Genomic DNA, 14,722 nt, shown 5'->3' on the forward strand with positions numbered 1-14,722 from the left:
GCTAATCGGGCACTTTTGCTTCAACCGACGTCTGTTCCACTGCGCCTCAGACACCACTCTGGTAAATAGATCCTGATTGAATGCCTTTGTTGAAGATCGACTTCTCCTCAGTACTGGATCTCGCTCCGACCGACTTTATTGTTGCGTAGCTACTGTCATCCATAAGGTGGTTGGTGCCCGACCGACTTTACGTGCCATTTGCTACCTTTAAACATCAAACACTTAGCATCACGAACCCCGACCGACTTTATTGTGTGTAGTCACGGCTTAGGACCAAGGGCGCCCAGGTAGCTATGCACGCTGCTGTGCACAGGCCAGCCACGAGTATGAGCAGTGCCTTCCCGAACAGGCTCAGTAGATACCCGATCCAGTATTTCTGTATACCCGCCAAGTAGGTCACTTCGTCCTTGGCGTTCCAGTTCTTCTTCGTTGCCATATTTTCAATATCCTCTGCTTGCGCCACTTCGGCGGCTCGTCAATTCTGGCGTCACGACGTGGCTAGCGCGCCGGCAATGCCAAGATTTCAGTGTGCCGTAAGCCGGCTGGCGTGGTTGCACCGGGTTGTGTGCTGGCGATGTACACAGCACATCGTGGCGCAAAACCCTCCCCGACCGGCTGCGGGACAATTTCGCATGAGTTTCACAGAGTTGCAGAATACGGAAAAACCTTTTCTGAATCCTCTGGTGGTTTTTCCTTGAGTGATAATCCCATTTATCACTCAAGCATTTATGGTGGTTTTCGGCGTGAAACACTATAATTGTTGCGTACTCTTCCAATTTCGAAGGAATCTGATGGCTTTGAGTTCTGGTCGCGACGCCATCTGCTTCCAGCAATTGCGTTTCACTGACTTTCGCGCGCGAAACTTAAATCAAGGATCAGCCATGGGCGTGCTCATGTTCAAAAAACCTCCTGTAACCGATCAATTTCCGCTATGACCGAATCGCCAACCGTTACACACGCCGCGCCCACGCCACCCTTGACCCTGGCGGACTTCGAGGCCGCACAAGTCGACGAGATCCTGGCGAAGCACCCGGACGCCAACTGCCAGGACCTGAACAATGTGCTCTGGGCGGCGAAGGACGCGGTGGAGGACGGGCCCCGGCGCGCCCTCGAGCTGCTTGCCGGCGTATGTTCGATGCGCCTGGTGCCGGAGGAGCCGACCGAGGTGTACCGTCCGATGGTCCAATGGAGCGACGGCACCTGCAGCATGGCGCCCGGGCACCTGTCGGCCACCGACATCGACGCGCTGGCCCAAGTGGCCGGCAGCGTCAAGCATGCCGCGCTGCGCGCCCGCTTGGCCGACCTGGTGTGGCGGCAGGAAAAGCGCCGCGGCGACCAGTTCGCCCGGATGGCCATCGCGGCCTACCGTGAGCTACCGGTGTCGGCCGACACCTGGCACGGCGGGGGCCAGGCCGGCTGGCACCGCGCCCTGCAGCTGGCCAAACAGATCCGCGCCGCGGAGGACATCGCAGCGATCGAAACGCTGCTGCTGGACGCCTTCTTCGCCGCCGCCAGCGACGCCGACGGCTACCAGGCCCTGCACTTCCTACGCCCGTTGCGCGCGGAGCGCCGAAGCGGCGGGCGCGCGCGGGAAGTCGCGGAACAGCTGGAAGACATCGGCCGGCAGCGGATGGTCCTTTCGCACGCCTTTGTCGCTCAGGCTCATTTCGAGTCCGCTGCCGAATGGTTCGAGTGGGCGCGCGACCGCGAGCGGCAGGCTCTCTCGCTGTCGTTGGCCGCCGAAGCCATCGTGCTGCAGGCCGAACAGGGCGACGGCGCGATCGTTCAGCACACCTGGCTGACCAAGGCCATCGAGGCGTACCGTCGGGTTCCCGGTCGTTTCCGGGTCCAGCTCGGCGTGGAAGCGGCTATCGAGGATGTCCGGCGCAGGCGCGAGACCGCCGGGCACGCCTTGCTGGGCGAAATGGTTATGCTGCCCGGTCCGAGCATGGACGTGACCGACCTTGTCCAATCGTCGGTCGACCACGTGAAGGGGCGCGCCGCGCTCGAGGCGCTGCTGGCGTTCTGCGGCCTGGACAGTCCGCCCGATGTCGCCCGCCTCGGCGCCGACGCTGCGGCAACGCTGAAGGCCACGCCGCTCGGCTCAATGATCGACGGCGTGGTGGTGGCCGCCGACGGCCGCCGGGTCGAACACGTCGGCCCTGGCCAGGGATGGGAGCCACAGGTTGAAGCGCTGACGCGGGCGACGTTCCGCGAGCATGCGGCCAGGACCGCGCTGGCCAAGATCATGCCCGCCCGCGTCCAGCTGCGCGCCGAACACGACTACCGCTTGGGCGATTTCCTTGCCGTGGCCGAGCGCTCGCCCGTGGTGCCGTCCGACCGCGCCAGGATCGTCGGCCAGGGCCTGCACGCCGGATTTTGCGGCGACATGGTGCAGGCCATGCACATCCTGATGCCGCAGTTCGAACACATCGTGCGCCACGTCCTGCGCGGCGCCGGCGCCTTCACCGCCCAGCACGACCAAGACGGCCTGGACATGGAAGTGGCGCTGGCCAGCCTGCTCGAGCGTCCGCAGATGGCCGAGGAATTCGGCGACGGCCTGACGCTGGCCATCCACGCCCTCATGTGCGACCGGGCCGGATCGAACCTGCGCAACGATGTCGCCCACGGCCTGGCGGACGAGGAGCTGTGCGATTCTCCATTCGCGCTGTACGCCTGGTGGCTGGTGCTGCAGCTGGTGACGGAGACCTTCGCGGTCGCCATGGAGGCGGCCGGCGCGCCGGAATCCCAAGGCGACCCCGCCAGAGCGCCCGATCCCGCCGCAGGTCCGGGCGCGCCCGGCTGATACGTGGCGCAGAACACGGACATCCTGCTGCCGTCGCTGCAGTACACGCGCAGCGACTACACGGCCCTGCGCGCCTACTGCCTGAAGCTGCCGATCGACCGTATCGGCGACCTCTACTACAGTGAGGACAGCCCCCAGCTCGAGCACGGTCTGGAGCGCTATCTGGTCGAGATGCGTGACGCACTGGTCGAACGCGCGATCGAAAACAACCCGGCGTTCGCCGAATCGCTGACCCACGCCCGCAAGACCGGCCACATCTCCCCCAAGATGCTCGACATCCTGGTTCAGGCGGCCGATGCCAGGCCCGCCCCGCCCTCTCCCGCGGACGCGCTCGCAAAGTGGTTCCGCCCGCGCACGGTCAGGGCGCTGCGCGCCGAGGGTGTGGCGACGTTAGCCGACCTCGTCGACCTGGTCAACCGGCGCGGCGCCGCCTGGTGGCGTTCCGTCCCCCGGATCGGCGTACACCGCAGCACCGTGGTGCTGCGCTGGCTGCGCCAGCACCAAGAGCAGCTGGGCGAAGTCGTGGCGGCCACGCACAACGTGGCGGCGGCGCGCGCGCTGCGCGTGCTCGATCCCGCCACATCGACCGAGCTGGTCCCGCTGGGCCAGTTCTATCTGCCGGCGCGGCTCGACGGGCACGACGGCATCAACCGTGCCCCGGCGTTCTGCTTCATCTCGGCACGCGACGACCTGGCGGCTGTCGACTGCTACCTGGCCAGGTTCGAGGGCCAGCCCCATACCCAGCGCGCCTACCGCAAGGAACTGGAGCGTTTCGTCCTATGGTCCGTGCATGTCGCCGGCAAGCCGCTTTCCTCGTTGCTGGTGAATGAGTGCGAGGCCTACAAGCGCTTCCTCGCGGCGCCGCCCGAAGCATTCTGTGGCGCGCCGGCACCGCGATCGAGCAAATTGTGGCGGCCATTCGTCCTGAAGAAAAAGGACCGCGAACCAAAGAAACGTGACAGTTCCCGTCCACCGAGGCCGTTGACGCCAGCTTCACAAAAATTCGCGCTGACAGTACTGCGCGCGGCCTTCGACTATTGGGTCAAGGTGCGCTACCTCGGAGGCAACCCATGGACGGCGGTCAAGGATCCAATCGTCGTGCAGGAAGTCAACGATATCCAGGTTGATCGCGCCTTGTCGCTCGAGGGCTGGAGCGCCGTCGTGGGCACGCTAACCAGGCGCGGCCAGGTCGACGGGAACGTCCAGGATCGGGTGGCGCTGGCGGCGATCCTGCTGATGGGTGACTCAGGCCTGCGGCGTGAGGAAGCGGCGCGCGCGATGCGCCTGGCGCTGCGACCGAGCCAACATGCCAGAGGCGTCTGGATGCTCACGGCCCTGGGCAAGCGCAGCAAGAAGCGCCTGGTGCCGGTCAGCCCGCGCGCCGTCGCCGCGCTGCAGGCGCACTGGGGCGACCTCGGCCTCGACTTCATGGACCCGGGCGAAGACATGCCGCTGTTCTCACCCGTGGTGGTGCCGGCCACGCCGGCCGCCGCCGCCCGGCATGGGAGTGGCATGGCGCGCCCCGGGTACACCGCGAACGCGATCTACGCACTGGTCAAATCCGCGCTCGTCAGGGTGCGCAGGGAACTTGAGGCCGTCGATCCCGACGGCGAAGCGGCGCGCGTGACGATCGAGGACATCGAGCAGTTGGCGTCGACCAGCCCGCACGCCTTCCGCCACACGTTCGGCTCGATCGCCGTCGACAAGGACATGCCCCTCAATGTCGTGCAGGAGATCCTGGGGCACGAGGACTCGGCCACGACGGCGATCTACGTGAAGGCGCGCGAAAAGCGCCTGGCGGCGGAGGCGGCCAGGCTGTACGGGGAGCCGGAAGATCCCGAACCTTGACGGTGTCGCGTATCATGTCGTTAAGAAATAAACGGAGACCACCGTGTCGAAGAAATACGCCCTTCCCGCCTTCCTCGTCGGCACAGTCGACCAGGCGGCATACCAGCGCTGGCTCGAGCACAAGGCGCAGGCCCACGTCCGGCGCGACCGCAAGCGCGGCAACGCCAGCGCCATTGGCGAGGCGTACCGCGTGGCCATCCACGCAGCTGTCGCCGCGGGCGGTGGGCGCGATGCCTACACCGGCGAGGCACTCGACTGGTCTCTGCTGAGCCGCTACGACAACGTCGAGTCGGCCGAAGGTGGCCGCACGTACAAGCACGGCTTCGCACGGCTCCCGACGGTCGACCACGTGGGCGACGGCCTGGGCCCAGCCGACTTCAAAATCTGCGGCTGGCGCGTCAACGACGCAAAGCACGACCTGGACATCCCGGCCTTCCTCGGCGTGTGCAAGGCCGTCCTCGAACACCATGGATTCACGGTCACCCCGCCGGTAGCCCATGCCACGGACACCGCCACGCTGGAGGCCGCATGACCAATCCGGTTTCCATGACGGCCGCGCTCAAACACCGCGCCATCCCACTGCCTGCGGCATCGGTGCTGCAAATGATGCAATGGGCCGGCCTGGTGGAAGACGTCGAATACACGTCCTCGTCCGGATCGGGCGAGATCAAGCACTTTTTGCGCCTCACCGAACGGGGTCTCGCGTACGGGGGGTTTGAGGTGCAGTGGAACGGAAAACCGGGTTAAGGACTTGGAACCAACTTCAAGTATTGATACAGCGTTTCCCGACTGATGCCGAACTCCCGCGCAAGCGTTGATTTCTGTTCGCCGGCCCCAGCACGGCGGCGCAGCTCGACAACCTGGTTGTCCGCCAGCGCTTTCTTGCGGCCTCGGTAGGCGCCGCGCTGCTTGGCCAATGCGATCCCTTCGCGCTGCCGCTCGCCGATCAAGGCCCGCTCGAACTCCGCGAACGCGCCCATGACCGACAGCAGCAGGTTTGCCATCGGCGAGTCTTCGCCGGTGAAGCTCAGGCATTCCTTGACGAATTCGATTCGTATTCCGCGCTTGGTCAACGTCTGGACCAGCCGGCGCAGATCATCCAGGTTGCGCGCCAGACGGTCCATGCTGTGCACGACTACCGTGTCGCCTTCACGGGCGAACGACAGCAAGGCGTCGAGCTGCGGCCGCTGTGTATCTTTGCCCGAGGCTTTGTCGGTGAACAGCTTGTCCACCTGGACCTGATCGAGCTGACGCTCTGGATTCTGGTCGAAACTGCTGACCCGAACATAACCTATGCGTTGACCTCGCAAAACATGCCTCCTTAACAATATATGTCAGTAAAGACTCTATGACCCTTCAAGGCATATGTCAAGTAATTGCGATAACAACCCTATCCTGACGGCTTCCGCTTGGGTCTTCTGACATCAGGTTGTCGTTTTCAGAAGACGAATGCACGAAATGTCAGGACTCATCTGCACTACATCGTGATGCCGTCATTTGCCCTCGATTAGTTCTCCAAAAAGCTCTCGCACCTTAGTCTTTGCGTCGGCCAAGGCGACCCGCCCTTGGGCTGTGATTTCATATACCCGTCGGTCTCGCCGACCTGTGCGCTCGTGGTGCGAGGTGAGATAGCCCTTTTTTTCCATGCCGTGCAGCATTGGGTACAGCGTCCCGGCGCTCAGCTCATAGCCGTGATGACGCAGCTCTTCGATGATGCCAAGACCGAAGATTGGCTCCTCGGCCGCGTGGTGCAAGATGTGCAGGCGGATCAATCCGCCATAGAGGTCTTTGTCCGTCATCGTTTCGTTTCCTGGCTGTAGGTCTCAGCCTCGCACCCAGCCTGCCCGTATTGCTTGTGCCAGTATGGTGCGGTAAAGCTGCTCGACCAAACCAGTGATGCGTAGGCCAACTCTGCTCCAGAACGGTGTCAACGCCGCATATACGCCGAGTGAAACGACGAGCGCGCCCACCATGTCGAGCGGGAAATGCACGCCAAGGAACACGCGCGCCCACGCGACACCCAGCCCGACCAGCAGAGTGACAATCCCCCAAGCAACAGCGCCCTCGAAGAACAGCGTCAGGCCAATGCCGCAAAAGACGGTCATGTGATCGCTCGGGAACGATGAGTCGGCTACGTGTACCATCCAGGCGTGCCCCAGCCCGATCATGAACGGCCTCGGATGGGGCCAGAGTGCACAGATGGCTTGGTTGGCGGCTAAGCTGACCAGTGTGACTAAAGAAGCCTTTAGCGCCATGCTGCGGCGGGTGGGACTTCCCCATAACCAGAAGCCAAGCAGCAGTAGCGGAATCAGGTAGATCAGATCGTCAGCAATGCCAACAGCGATGTGTACCAGCCATGTCGGTGTGTCATTGCTACCGTTGATTTGAAGGAACCAGGTTCGGCTAAGTGTTTCGATTTCGTTCATCGTTTCGCGTATCCGTAGATTTCTAATTGAAGCTCATCAGCCAGCCTGCCAAGCCGCACCCCACCACCACCAGCCAAGGCGGCAATTTCCAGAACATCAGGGCGACGAAGGCGACGACTGCAATGCCGAAGTCTCGCGGCGCGTGGATGGCGCTCGTCCATACCGGGTGATAGAGCGCGGCCAACAAAAGGCCGACTACTGCTGCATTGACCCCCATCAGTGCAGCTTGCGTGCGCACGTTGCGGCGCAGCCGCTCCCAGAATGGCAAGGCACCTGTTACCAGCAAGAAGGACGGCGCGAAGATCGCCAGCAAGCAGACCATGCCGCCGATCCACCCGGAGGGGGTGACATTCATGGATGCCCCCAAGAAGGCGGCGAACGTGAACAGCGGGCCGGGAACGGCCTGCGCCGCACCGTAGCCGGCAAGGAAGGCATCATTACTGACCCAGCCGGGAGGCACGACAGCAGCTTGCAACAAGGGCAGCACGACATGGCCGCCGCCGAAGACTAGAGCACCCGACCTGAAGAACGCGCTTACGTCTGCGATGGCTTGGTAAGGCAGCAGCGTGGCCAGCATGGGCAAACCGACCAGTAGGCCGAAGAACACTGTCAGCCACAGCGCACCGGCACGGTGGCTGACAGTGACGGGCAGTGGATCATGGTCTTTGGACGGAGCAGGATTGAACAGGAGAAGCCCCGAGATGGCAGCCGCAGCGATGATGCCAACCTGCCCAAGAGCAGACGGAACCAGTAAGGCGATGCAGGCCGCAACCGCCATGATCGTGACCCGAGGGGGGGCCGTGCATAGGTTTCTTGCCATCCCCCAAACTGCCTGTGCAACCACGGCGACAGCTACAACCTTGAGGCCGTGCAGCGCGCCCGGAGGGATTGCGGTAGCGTGGCTTGAAAGGCCGAGCGCGAAGAGGATCAGGGCGATAGCCGAAGGCAGACTGAATCCGGCCCATGCGGCGAGCGCGCCGATGTAGCCGTGACGGGAGAGGCCCAAGGCCATGCCGACCTGACTGCTGGCTGGCCCCGGCAGAAATTGGCAAAGGGCGACCAAGTCGGCATAGCTACGTTCGCTCAGCCAGCGGCGTCGATTGACGAATTCATCGCGGAAGTAACCGAGGTGCGCAATTGGCCCTCCGAACGAGGTCAGGCCGAGTCGCAGAAACACCAGAAAGACGCCCCACACGCTTTCCTTCTGATCGCAACCGTCGGCAACTGATTGGGTTGATTTGCGAAATGCTGTCATGGATGACGACCGAGGCTGAATCGCTGGTTGGTCAGCGGGGGGAAGGTCGGGCGTTGGATCGAAATGAAGCCGTGATCGGTGGCCTGATGGCACGCCGTGCATGCGTGCGAAAGGCTGTCATAGGCCCGCACGAAGCGAACGGAATCCTTGGTCGCAATGGCCTTTTCGAGCTGCGCGACTGGCTCGGCCGTCATCGGTTCGATGATCTTGGCGATGGGCTTGCCCTTGAATTCCGGCTGGTACTTGGCCGCATCCTCGAAGGCTTCTTTCAGTTCGTCCAGCTCGTAGGCGGCAAGCTGCCAGTTCTTGCCCTTCCCGGCGAACCACAGCTTGGCATGCCGCAACTGAATGGCACTCATGAACTCGCCGAGTCCCGGTGTATAGCCTTGTACTGGCGAGGTTGATGTTTCCGGCTCTGCGGCCATTGAAACGCTACAGACCAGAAGCGCCAAGACACAAGCTGCTACCGCAAGAACGGGCTTCATGGAGACTCCAAATAAGGGCAGGACTCTCCATTTTATCGTATTTCGCTATCGAAATTCGATAGTAATAAACTTAACGCTTAAACGCTTGGCCAACCAATCCGAAGTGATAGCGGCAGCAGCCCCTTAGATCAACGGAATCGACGTAGACAAAACCGGCTTCCACCATCCAGGCGTGGCACTGTTCCGGTGAGGGGCGTATCGATAGTGAAGGGCCGCGAGGCGTCGGGATGTCGCTTCGCCAATGGATCACCGACAGGCTGCCGCCATCTTCCAACACGCGCAAAGCCTCGCGCAACAAGGCAACGGGCTGTTCAAGGTGCAACAGATTGAAGATCATGGCGTGGCGTTGGGAACCACTTTCCACGCCAGTACCCTTGGCCACAAAATCACGGAGGGCAATATGGATGTTATCCAGGCCGGCCGTTTCCGCCTTCCTTGCGACAGCCGCCACCATCTCCGGCTCGATGTCGAGCGCGGTGACGATGCCCGACACCCTGCGAGCGACAGGTAGCGTGAAGGTGCCGTAACCGCAGCCAAACTCAATGACGCCGCCGGCCTTGCCATCGCTCGGCAGCAATTGGTCGAGCGCCGCTTCCGGATCAAAAAACGACGACCAATATGCCTCATCGGGCATGCCGCTTTCACGCCCTTTCATCGCTGCTCGTCCCTGTTATGTTCATGCGGCTCCTCTGACCAAGGTTTCGCTCATCCGCACGGCGACGATCACGCCGGATAGGAAGGTAAGGCCCGCGATCAGCCATACGGCTGCCGCCAACCCGAATAGGTCGGCGGTGACACCGGCCAAGAGTGCGCCGATCGCGTATCCAAGGTCTCGCCAGAGCCGGTATACGCCCACGGCCGAGGCCCGCCAAGCAGGATGTGCCACGTCACCGATGGCTGCCAGCAACGTCGGATAGACCATCGCGGTGCCGACCCCCAGGAAAACGCCACCCAAGCCAAAGCCCATAAAACCGCTGCTCAATGCCGTGACCGCGATGCCCACTGCCTGCGTCCACATCCCCCAGGCGATCAACTGCTTGCGTCCAATGCGGTCGGACAGCGCCCCCGTGAAAATCTGCGTCATCCCCCAAACAGCCGGGTAGATGGCAGCCAGCGTGCCGATCTGTGCCAGGGACATGCCGGCGGCAGCGAAGACCAACGGGAATAGCCCCCAGGCCATGCCATCGTTGAGGTTATTGACCAGCCCCGCCTGGCTGACGCTGGACAGATTGCGATCAGTCAGTGAGGCACGGCGGAAGATTTCGCCTTGGCTGGGCAGCGCACCCGCATCTACCGCATGGTGCGTCCGAACCTCGTGAGCCACATAGTGCCGGGTTTCACGAACCGCAATGACCGAGAGCATCAAGCCGAAGGCGACGTAGACGACACCCAGGTAGAACGGCTCCGGCCGAAGCCCATAGCGAGCAGCCAGCCAGCCGGTGGCGAGGGCGCTGCCGGCCACGGCAAAGTAACCGGAAAACTCGTTGAGTCCCATCGCCAGGCCGCGCTGCTTGGGACCAACCAGATCGATCTTCATGATGACCGTGGTGGACCATGTGAGGCCCTGGCTAACGCCTAGCAAGATGTTGCCGGCGACGATCCAGTTCCAATCGGGTGCCCACATCAGCACGAATGGCACCGGCACGGCAACGAGCCATCCGGCGACCAGGACATGCTTGCGGCCGTAGCGGTCGGACAGCCGCCCGGCGAAATAATTGGTCAGCGCCTTGGTAATGCCGAAGACGACGATGAAGGAGAGGATTGCCGCCCGCGCTGCGACGTGAAACTCATGCTCGGCGATGGCCGGCAGGATGCTGCGCTCAAGTCCTACCATCGCCCCAACAAAGGCATTCACCAGTACGAGCAGCGAGAACTGGCCCAGGTTCTCGCGCAATCCGAGGCGAATGGCAGGCGTGTGCATGACTCAGCTCTCCAGACCGAGGTTGAATCGCACCATGGCGTCCATCTCGGCCGGACGTGGCGGAATCTCCTGCGTCAGATGCTCGATGAAGGCCGCCCGTGTCATCGTGAGCGCCGGGTTCCAGCGTTTCTCGAAACCGAGGGTCGAAGTAGGCTTGCCCGACAGCCCAACTCCGCAGGCACTGCCGGCCTGATGCCCTGGATAGATTTCAATTTCGTCGGGCAACGGCAGCAGCTTGATGTGCAGGCTGTCATAGATCGTACCGGCCATCTCTCGCTCTTGGCCGGCCAGATCGGGGCGCCCAACGGCACCGACAAACAGCGTGTCGCCAGTCAGGACGAACCATGGCGCTTCGCCGCGCCGCTTGTCCGTCACCAACAGGCACAGGCTGTCCGGTGTATGCCCTGGTGTATGCAACACCTTGATCTTGACGTTGCCGATGTCGAGCACCTGGCCATCCTGCAAAGGCAGAAAGCCGTGCTTTACCCGGCCGACGTTGGATTCGTGCAGGCAATACGGGGCATGGACCCGCTGCGCCAACTCGTGGCCACCGGAGTAGTGATCGGCGTGCACATGGGTGTCGATGACATGTGTGATTTCAACCTTTGCCTCGCGGGCGGCCTCGATGAACCACTCCTCGTCACCCGCCACTACATCCACGGCGACCGCCTTACCCAATCCACCGCACCCGAAAAAGTACGACAGGGATGATCCCTTGGTCGCAAGTTGCTTGAAAAACATCGTCACTCTCCCCGTCAGAACACAAGAACCTTGTCGGCCTCGGCCGTCCAGGCCGCCAACTCGCTCAAAGTACTGCGGCGAGTTCCCTCTATGAGTTCATCCGCTTTGATTCCACGGGCATCGAGGCATGTTCCACACAGCCCCACTTCACCGCCAACCATGCGCAGCATGTCGCCCGCGTTGTAGTAGCCCTCGGGAACCTTCTGACCGGTCTTGGCGCAGGCTACGGCGTCCCCCATCAGGAAGAGGCGAACTGTCTGGCCTTCACGCTTGGCCAGGGCTTTGGCGAGTCGCAGCGCGTTGTAGCTGCGTTCGCTCCCGTAAGGGGCATCATTGAGGATGAACAAGGTTTGCATGGCGATCTCTGGGGTCGTGTAGGTCGATGTTTGGTTCGCTCCGTAGCTCACTCAGTCGAGGTTTCAATGGGCAAGCCACCGGCGGCCCATTCACTCACGCCGTCACTGATCTTTGTGGCGGCGAAGCCACGAGCGCGAAGCAGTTGCACTGCCTCGTCGGACATGAGACAGAACGGCCCACGGCAATAGGCGACGATCGCGCGATCTGCCGGCAGATCGGCCAGGCGCTTTTCCAGTTCATCCAGCGGCAACGAGCGGGCGAAGGGCAGATGGCCGGCATTGAACTCGCTGGCCGGGCGCACGTCGATCACGACGATTTCCCCGTACCTCGCCTTCTCAAGCAGGCTCTCCCGGCTTTCCGAAACCAGCGTGTCCGGCTGGGCTGTCATCTGCTCCAAGGCCACGCGCAACTCGACCAGGTGCTCCTCGGCGGTTTCCCGCAGCGTGACCCACAACTGCGATACGTCCTGACCGCTCAGCCGGTAGTAGATGTATTTGCCGTCACGCCGGGTCTCTACCAGTCGCGCCTCCCGCAGCGTCTTGAGATGAGCACTGGTAAGACGCATGTCAATGCCGGCCTGAGCGGCTAGGGTCTCGACGCTCTTCTCGCCTTGTGCCAACAACTCGACCAGCTCCAGTCGTTTCGGACTGGCAAGGGACTTGCCGATTCGGGCGACTTGCTCGTAGAGCAGGTCTTTCAACGATCGCTTATTCATACAAACACTCTAATGAGTATTGGAATGTAAGTCAAGCGGTGCGCGGTAGCGCATTATCAAGATGCTTATTGCTTGGCGAGAAGCTTTTCCCCATCGGAGCGTAGTTCGCCCTTGGGTGAGATGTGCCTGTACAAAGTCTGCCGTGTGATACCAAGCTCTCCACACAGATCACCGACCTTGGTTTCGGGTTGCCCCATCGCCGCCATCGCCAGCCGCAACTTTGCTGCGGTCATCTTGAATGGCCGGCCACCCTTCCGGCCTCGCGCCCGCGCCGAGGCCAAACCCGCTATGGTGCGCTCGGCGATCAACTCGCGCTCGAACTCAGCCAGCGCAGCGAAGATGCCAAAAACCAGCTTGCCGGCTGCCGTCGTAGTGTCGATGGCCGCGCCGTGGCCGGTCAGCACCTTCAGACCGATACCTCGCCCAGTCAGGTCATGCACCGTGTTGATCAGGTGACGTAGGTCGCGCCCGAGGCGGTCCAACTTCCACACGACCAAGGTGTCACCTGACCGTAGCGCCTTCAGGCAGTTCGCCAAGCCGGGGCGATCCTCGCGTTTGCCGGACGCCTGGTCCTCGTAGAAATGGGCCGGATCGATGCCAGCAGCAATCAGCGCGTCACGCTGTAAGTCGGTTGTCTGGGAGCCATCCGCCTTCGACACTCGCATGTAGCCGATTTGCATGTTTCACCTGTCACATATACGTTCGATTATGTGACAGTGTGCGCCGGAAAGCTCAGGCCGTTAAAATTTGTCACTTAACCCGTCATTCTGTCTAAGGCATGCAAAGGGTCCATCAGGCTCATAATGTGACAGGAATTCCGGCGGGATGCCTTCCTTCACGAAGGTGGCTCGCAACCGTTCCAGGGAAGCTGGGTCGCGCCGACCATAGGAAGCCAACGCGAACAGCGAGCGTGCCGTCTCGGGGTTGTGCCGCGCTTCAATGATGGCTTCATCGATGGCCTGGACTGCACGTTGCCAGTGATTGACGGGTTCGGGCTTCGGCGCTTTCGCCGGCAGGCCACTGGTGAACTCGGTTTGGGGCTCGGACCAGAATAGCTTTGCATGCTCGCCAGGCGGGCTTATATCCCTCACTTCGATCAAGCTGATTGCCGTTGCCGCAGCCTCCAGCATCTGCAACCCTACTGCTAGGATCAGGGTTTCATACGGTCGCCACAGACTTTGCCCAGCACGCAGCGGATACCCACAGCGTTCCCAGATCAGGCGGAGATACCCCGCGTAGGTTCCGCACGCCGAAAGCGGGGTGTTCAGCTCATCAAGCAGCGTGCGTAGCAGCCGAAACCACAATCCGGCGTGGATGCGTCGGCGCGGCAGCTCAACATGGCCGGTCGTCAGTGCCTGCCAGGTACGCCGGTCCATCGTCGCAATCGCGTCGCTGGCCGTGCGTGGGTCGGCGTCGGCGTTTTCCCAGCCGAGAAACCGCCCAGGCACGCCCCAATACGATTCCAGCCAGCACCCATGCAGCGGGCAGCTCAGCATCAGGGGCAGCTTCCACGCAAGTAATACGGCTTGGTTTGCCGGATCGTTCAGGCAGAGTGGACAGGCGCGATGTAATGGCTGGCTGGGCAGCCAGGCGCGCCAGCTCGTGATAGATCGCGTCCTACGGCGGAGTTTCGGCAGCAACACCGAGAGCTGGAACGTATAGGTTTCTAAAGCGTCAGGAATCTGATCATCAAGGCTGTCCAGTAACCAAGGCACCCAGCCGGCGAAACTCATGCAACGCAGCCGATCCAGCTCGATGCCGCTCCGCCGGGAGAGCATTGTCAGCAGCGACTGTGGTGGCGCGGTATCCATGTCATCAGCCTGGCCGTGACCAAGATCGTGCTCCAGCAGCTCGGACACTTCCATGTGATAGCAAAGGGCCACGCGGTTGAGCCACGAAGACAAGGCTTCGCCTTCTCTGGGAGCCGGATGCAGCGGCCAGCGCGGCGCTGGCGTCACATCAGTTCCCGCTCGAACTGTCGTCGCCGCTCGCTTGGGCCGGTGTAGTCGGCCAGCCGATACCTATCACGAGCGGCATCGCCCAGATAAGCCGCTCGGCAAAAAAGACGGCGAGCGTCAGCGCCAAAGCGCTGGGGTGCTCCGGTGCGTTAAGCCAGAGAAACAATGTTTGGTTGAGTGATTCCATAGGGTCTCCGGGCTGGATCGCCT

17 protein-coding genes are annotated in these 14,722 nt (G+C 62.2%); 4 read left to right on the forward strand and 13 right to left on the reverse strand.

The window, feature by feature from the left end:
- The first annotated feature begins 976 nt into the window (after window positions 1-976).
- From AKL28_RS19855 to AKL28_RS19870, 4 genes are read left to right on the forward strand one after another with little or no spacing between them, the layout of a single operon-like run.
- Complete coding sequence (locus AKL28_RS19855) at window positions 977-2,806, forward strand: DUF4209 domain-containing protein (protein WP_034303443.1); 1,830 nt, start codon at window positions 977-979, stop codon at window positions 2,804-2,806.
- 3 nt (window positions 2,807-2,809) lie between these two features.
- Complete coding sequence (locus AKL28_RS19860; protein WP_050470022.1) at window positions 2,810-4,654, forward strand: site-specific integrase; 1,845 nt, start codon at window positions 2,810-2,812, stop codon at window positions 4,652-4,654.
- Between the two features lie 43 nt (window positions 4,655-4,697).
- Window positions 4,698-5,186, forward strand: a complete 489-nt coding sequence (locus tag AKL28_RS19865; protein WP_050470024.1) for a hypothetical protein — start codon at window positions 4,698-4,700, stop codon at window positions 5,184-5,186.
- Window positions 5,183-5,401 carry a hypothetical protein gene (locus AKL28_RS19870; RefSeq protein ID WP_034303445.1) on the forward strand — a complete coding sequence of 73 codons (219 nt, stop codon included), beginning with the start codon at window positions 5,183-5,185 and terminating at the stop codon, window positions 5,399-5,401. Before AKL28_RS19865 ends, AKL28_RS19870 begins: the two co-directional genes overlap by 4 nt.
- On the opposite strand, the gene AKL28_RS19875 is transcribed toward AKL28_RS19870, so the two are convergent.
- The 13 genes from AKL28_RS19875 to AKL28_RS19935 form a co-directional block, all read right to left on the reverse strand.
- Window positions 5,398-5,964 carry a recombinase family protein gene (locus AKL28_RS19875; RefSeq protein ID WP_034303447.1) on the reverse strand — a complete coding sequence of 189 codons (567 nt, stop codon included), beginning with the start codon at window positions 5,962-5,964 and terminating at the stop codon, window positions 5,398-5,400. The two genes, AKL28_RS19870 and AKL28_RS19875, sit on opposite strands and share 4 nt — an antisense overlap.
- A gap of 183 nt (window positions 5,965-6,147) precedes the next feature.
- Entirely contained in the window at window positions 6,148-6,453 is a 306-nt protein-coding gene (locus tag AKL28_RS19880) for a PadR family transcriptional regulator (RefSeq protein WP_034303449.1), read from the reverse strand.
- Between the two features lie 24 nt (window positions 6,454-6,477).
- A complete protein-coding gene (locus AKL28_RS19885) occupies window positions 6,478-7,080 on the reverse strand; it encodes a phosphatase PAP2 family protein (RefSeq protein WP_034303451.1) in 603 nt (200 codons plus the stop codon).
- 22 nt (window positions 7,081-7,102) lie between these two features.
- Window positions 7,103-8,335 (reverse strand): chromate efflux transporter, encoded by a 1,233-nt coding sequence (gene chrA, locus AKL28_RS19890; RefSeq protein WP_050470027.1) that lies wholly within the window; start codon window positions 8,333-8,335, stop codon window positions 7,103-7,105.
- The gene (locus tag AKL28_RS19895) at window positions 8,332-8,820 is read right to left on the reverse strand and encodes a hypothetical protein (protein ID WP_034303455.1); all 489 of its coding nucleotides are present in this window, start codon (window positions 8,818-8,820) and stop codon (window positions 8,332-8,334) included. The genes chrA and AKL28_RS19895 overlap by 4 nt, the downstream gene beginning before the upstream one ends.
- Before the next feature lie 70 nt (window positions 8,821-8,890).
- Window positions 8,891-9,475: a class I SAM-dependent methyltransferase gene (locus tag AKL28_RS19900; protein WP_034303457.1), complete on the reverse strand. Its 585-nt coding sequence runs from the start codon at window positions 9,473-9,475 to the stop codon at window positions 8,891-8,893.
- A gap of 21 nt (window positions 9,476-9,496) precedes the next feature.
- The gene (locus AKL28_RS19905) at window positions 9,497-10,741 is read right to left on the reverse strand and encodes an MFS transporter (protein ID WP_034303459.1); all 1,245 of its coding nucleotides are present in this window, start codon (window positions 10,739-10,741) and stop codon (window positions 9,497-9,499) included.
- 3 nt (window positions 10,742-10,744) lie between these two features.
- The gene (locus AKL28_RS19910) at window positions 10,745-11,482 is read right to left on the reverse strand and encodes an MBL fold metallo-hydrolase (RefSeq protein WP_034303461.1); all 738 of its coding nucleotides are present in this window, start codon (window positions 11,480-11,482) and stop codon (window positions 10,745-10,747) included.
- A gap of 14 nt (window positions 11,483-11,496) precedes the next feature.
- Window positions 11,497-11,838 carry a DsrE/DsrF/TusD sulfur relay family protein gene (locus AKL28_RS19915; protein ID WP_034303482.1) on the reverse strand — a complete coding sequence of 114 codons (342 nt, stop codon included), beginning with the start codon at window positions 11,836-11,838 and terminating at the stop codon, window positions 11,497-11,499.
- 47 nt (window positions 11,839-11,885) lie between these two features.
- On the reverse strand, window positions 11,886-12,554 hold the full coding sequence (locus AKL28_RS19920; RefSeq protein ID WP_034303463.1) for an ArsR/SmtB family transcription factor: 669 nt from the start codon (window positions 12,552-12,554) through the stop codon (window positions 11,886-11,888).
- Between the two features lie 65 nt (window positions 12,555-12,619).
- On the reverse strand, window positions 12,620-13,234 hold the full coding sequence (locus tag AKL28_RS19925) for a recombinase family protein (RefSeq protein ID WP_034303465.1): 615 nt from the start codon (window positions 13,232-13,234) through the stop codon (window positions 12,620-12,622).
- A 60-nt stretch (window positions 13,235-13,294) separates the two neighbouring features.
- Window positions 13,295-14,512, reverse strand: coding sequence for a TniQ family protein (locus tag AKL28_RS19930; protein ID WP_050470032.1), 1,218 nt, complete (start codon window positions 14,510-14,512; stop codon window positions 13,295-13,297).
- A 1-nt stretch (window position 14,513) separates the two neighbouring features.
- Window positions 14,514-14,699 carry a phosphatase PAP2 family protein gene (locus AKL28_RS19935; RefSeq protein WP_050470034.1) on the reverse strand — a complete coding sequence of 62 codons (186 nt, stop codon included), beginning with the start codon at window positions 14,697-14,699 and terminating at the stop codon, window positions 14,514-14,516.
- Window positions 14,700-14,722 lie beyond the last annotated feature (23 nt).

The organism is Herbaspirillum chlorophenolicum (genome assembly GCF_001189955.1).
GTDB classification, from domain to species: Bacteria; Pseudomonadota; Gammaproteobacteria; order Burkholderiales; family Burkholderiaceae_D; genus Herbaspirillum; species Herbaspirillum chlorophenolicum.

Coding starts and splice junctions, on each gene's coding strand:
- AKL28_RS19870 (WP_034303445.1), top strand. CDS start 5,183: ATGACCAATCCGGTTTCCATGACGGCCGCGCTCAAACACCGCGCCATC.
- AKL28_RS19880 (WP_034303449.1), bottom strand. CDS start 6,453: ATGACGGACAAAGACCTCTATGGCGGATTGATCCGCCTGCACATCTTG.
- AKL28_RS19885 (WP_034303451.1), bottom strand. CDS start 7,080: ATGAACGAAATCGAAACACTTAGCCGAACCTGGTTCCTTCAAATCAAC.
- chrA (WP_050470027.1), bottom strand. CDS start 8,335: ATGACAGCATTTCGCAAATCAACCCAATCAGTTGCCGACGGTTGCGAT.
- AKL28_RS19895 (WP_034303455.1), bottom strand. CDS start 8,820: ATGAAGCCCGTTCTTGCGGTAGCAGCTTGTGTCTTGGCGCTTCTGGTC.
- AKL28_RS19900 (WP_034303457.1), bottom strand. CDS start 9,475: ATGAAAGGGCGTGAAAGCGGCATGCCCGATGAGGCATATTGGTCGTCG.
- AKL28_RS19905 (WP_034303459.1), bottom strand. CDS start 10,741: ATGCACACGCCTGCCATTCGCCTCGGATTGCGCGAGAACCTGGGCCAG.
- AKL28_RS19910 (WP_034303461.1), bottom strand. CDS start 11,482: ATGTTTTTCAAGCAACTTGCGACCAAGGGATCATCCCTGTCGTACTTT.
- AKL28_RS19915 (WP_034303482.1), bottom strand. CDS start 11,838: ATGCAAACCTTGTTCATCCTCAATGATGCCCCTTACGGGAGCGAACGC.
- AKL28_RS19920 (WP_034303463.1), bottom strand. CDS start 12,554: ATGAATAAGCGATCGTTGAAAGACCTGCTCTACGAGCAAGTCGCCCGA.
- AKL28_RS19925 (WP_034303465.1), bottom strand. CDS start 13,234: ATGCAAATCGGCTACATGCGAGTGTCGAAGGCGGATGGCTCCCAGACA.
- AKL28_RS19935 (WP_050470034.1), bottom strand. CDS start 14,699: ATGGAATCACTCAACCAAACATTGTTTCTCTGGCTTAACGCACCGGAG.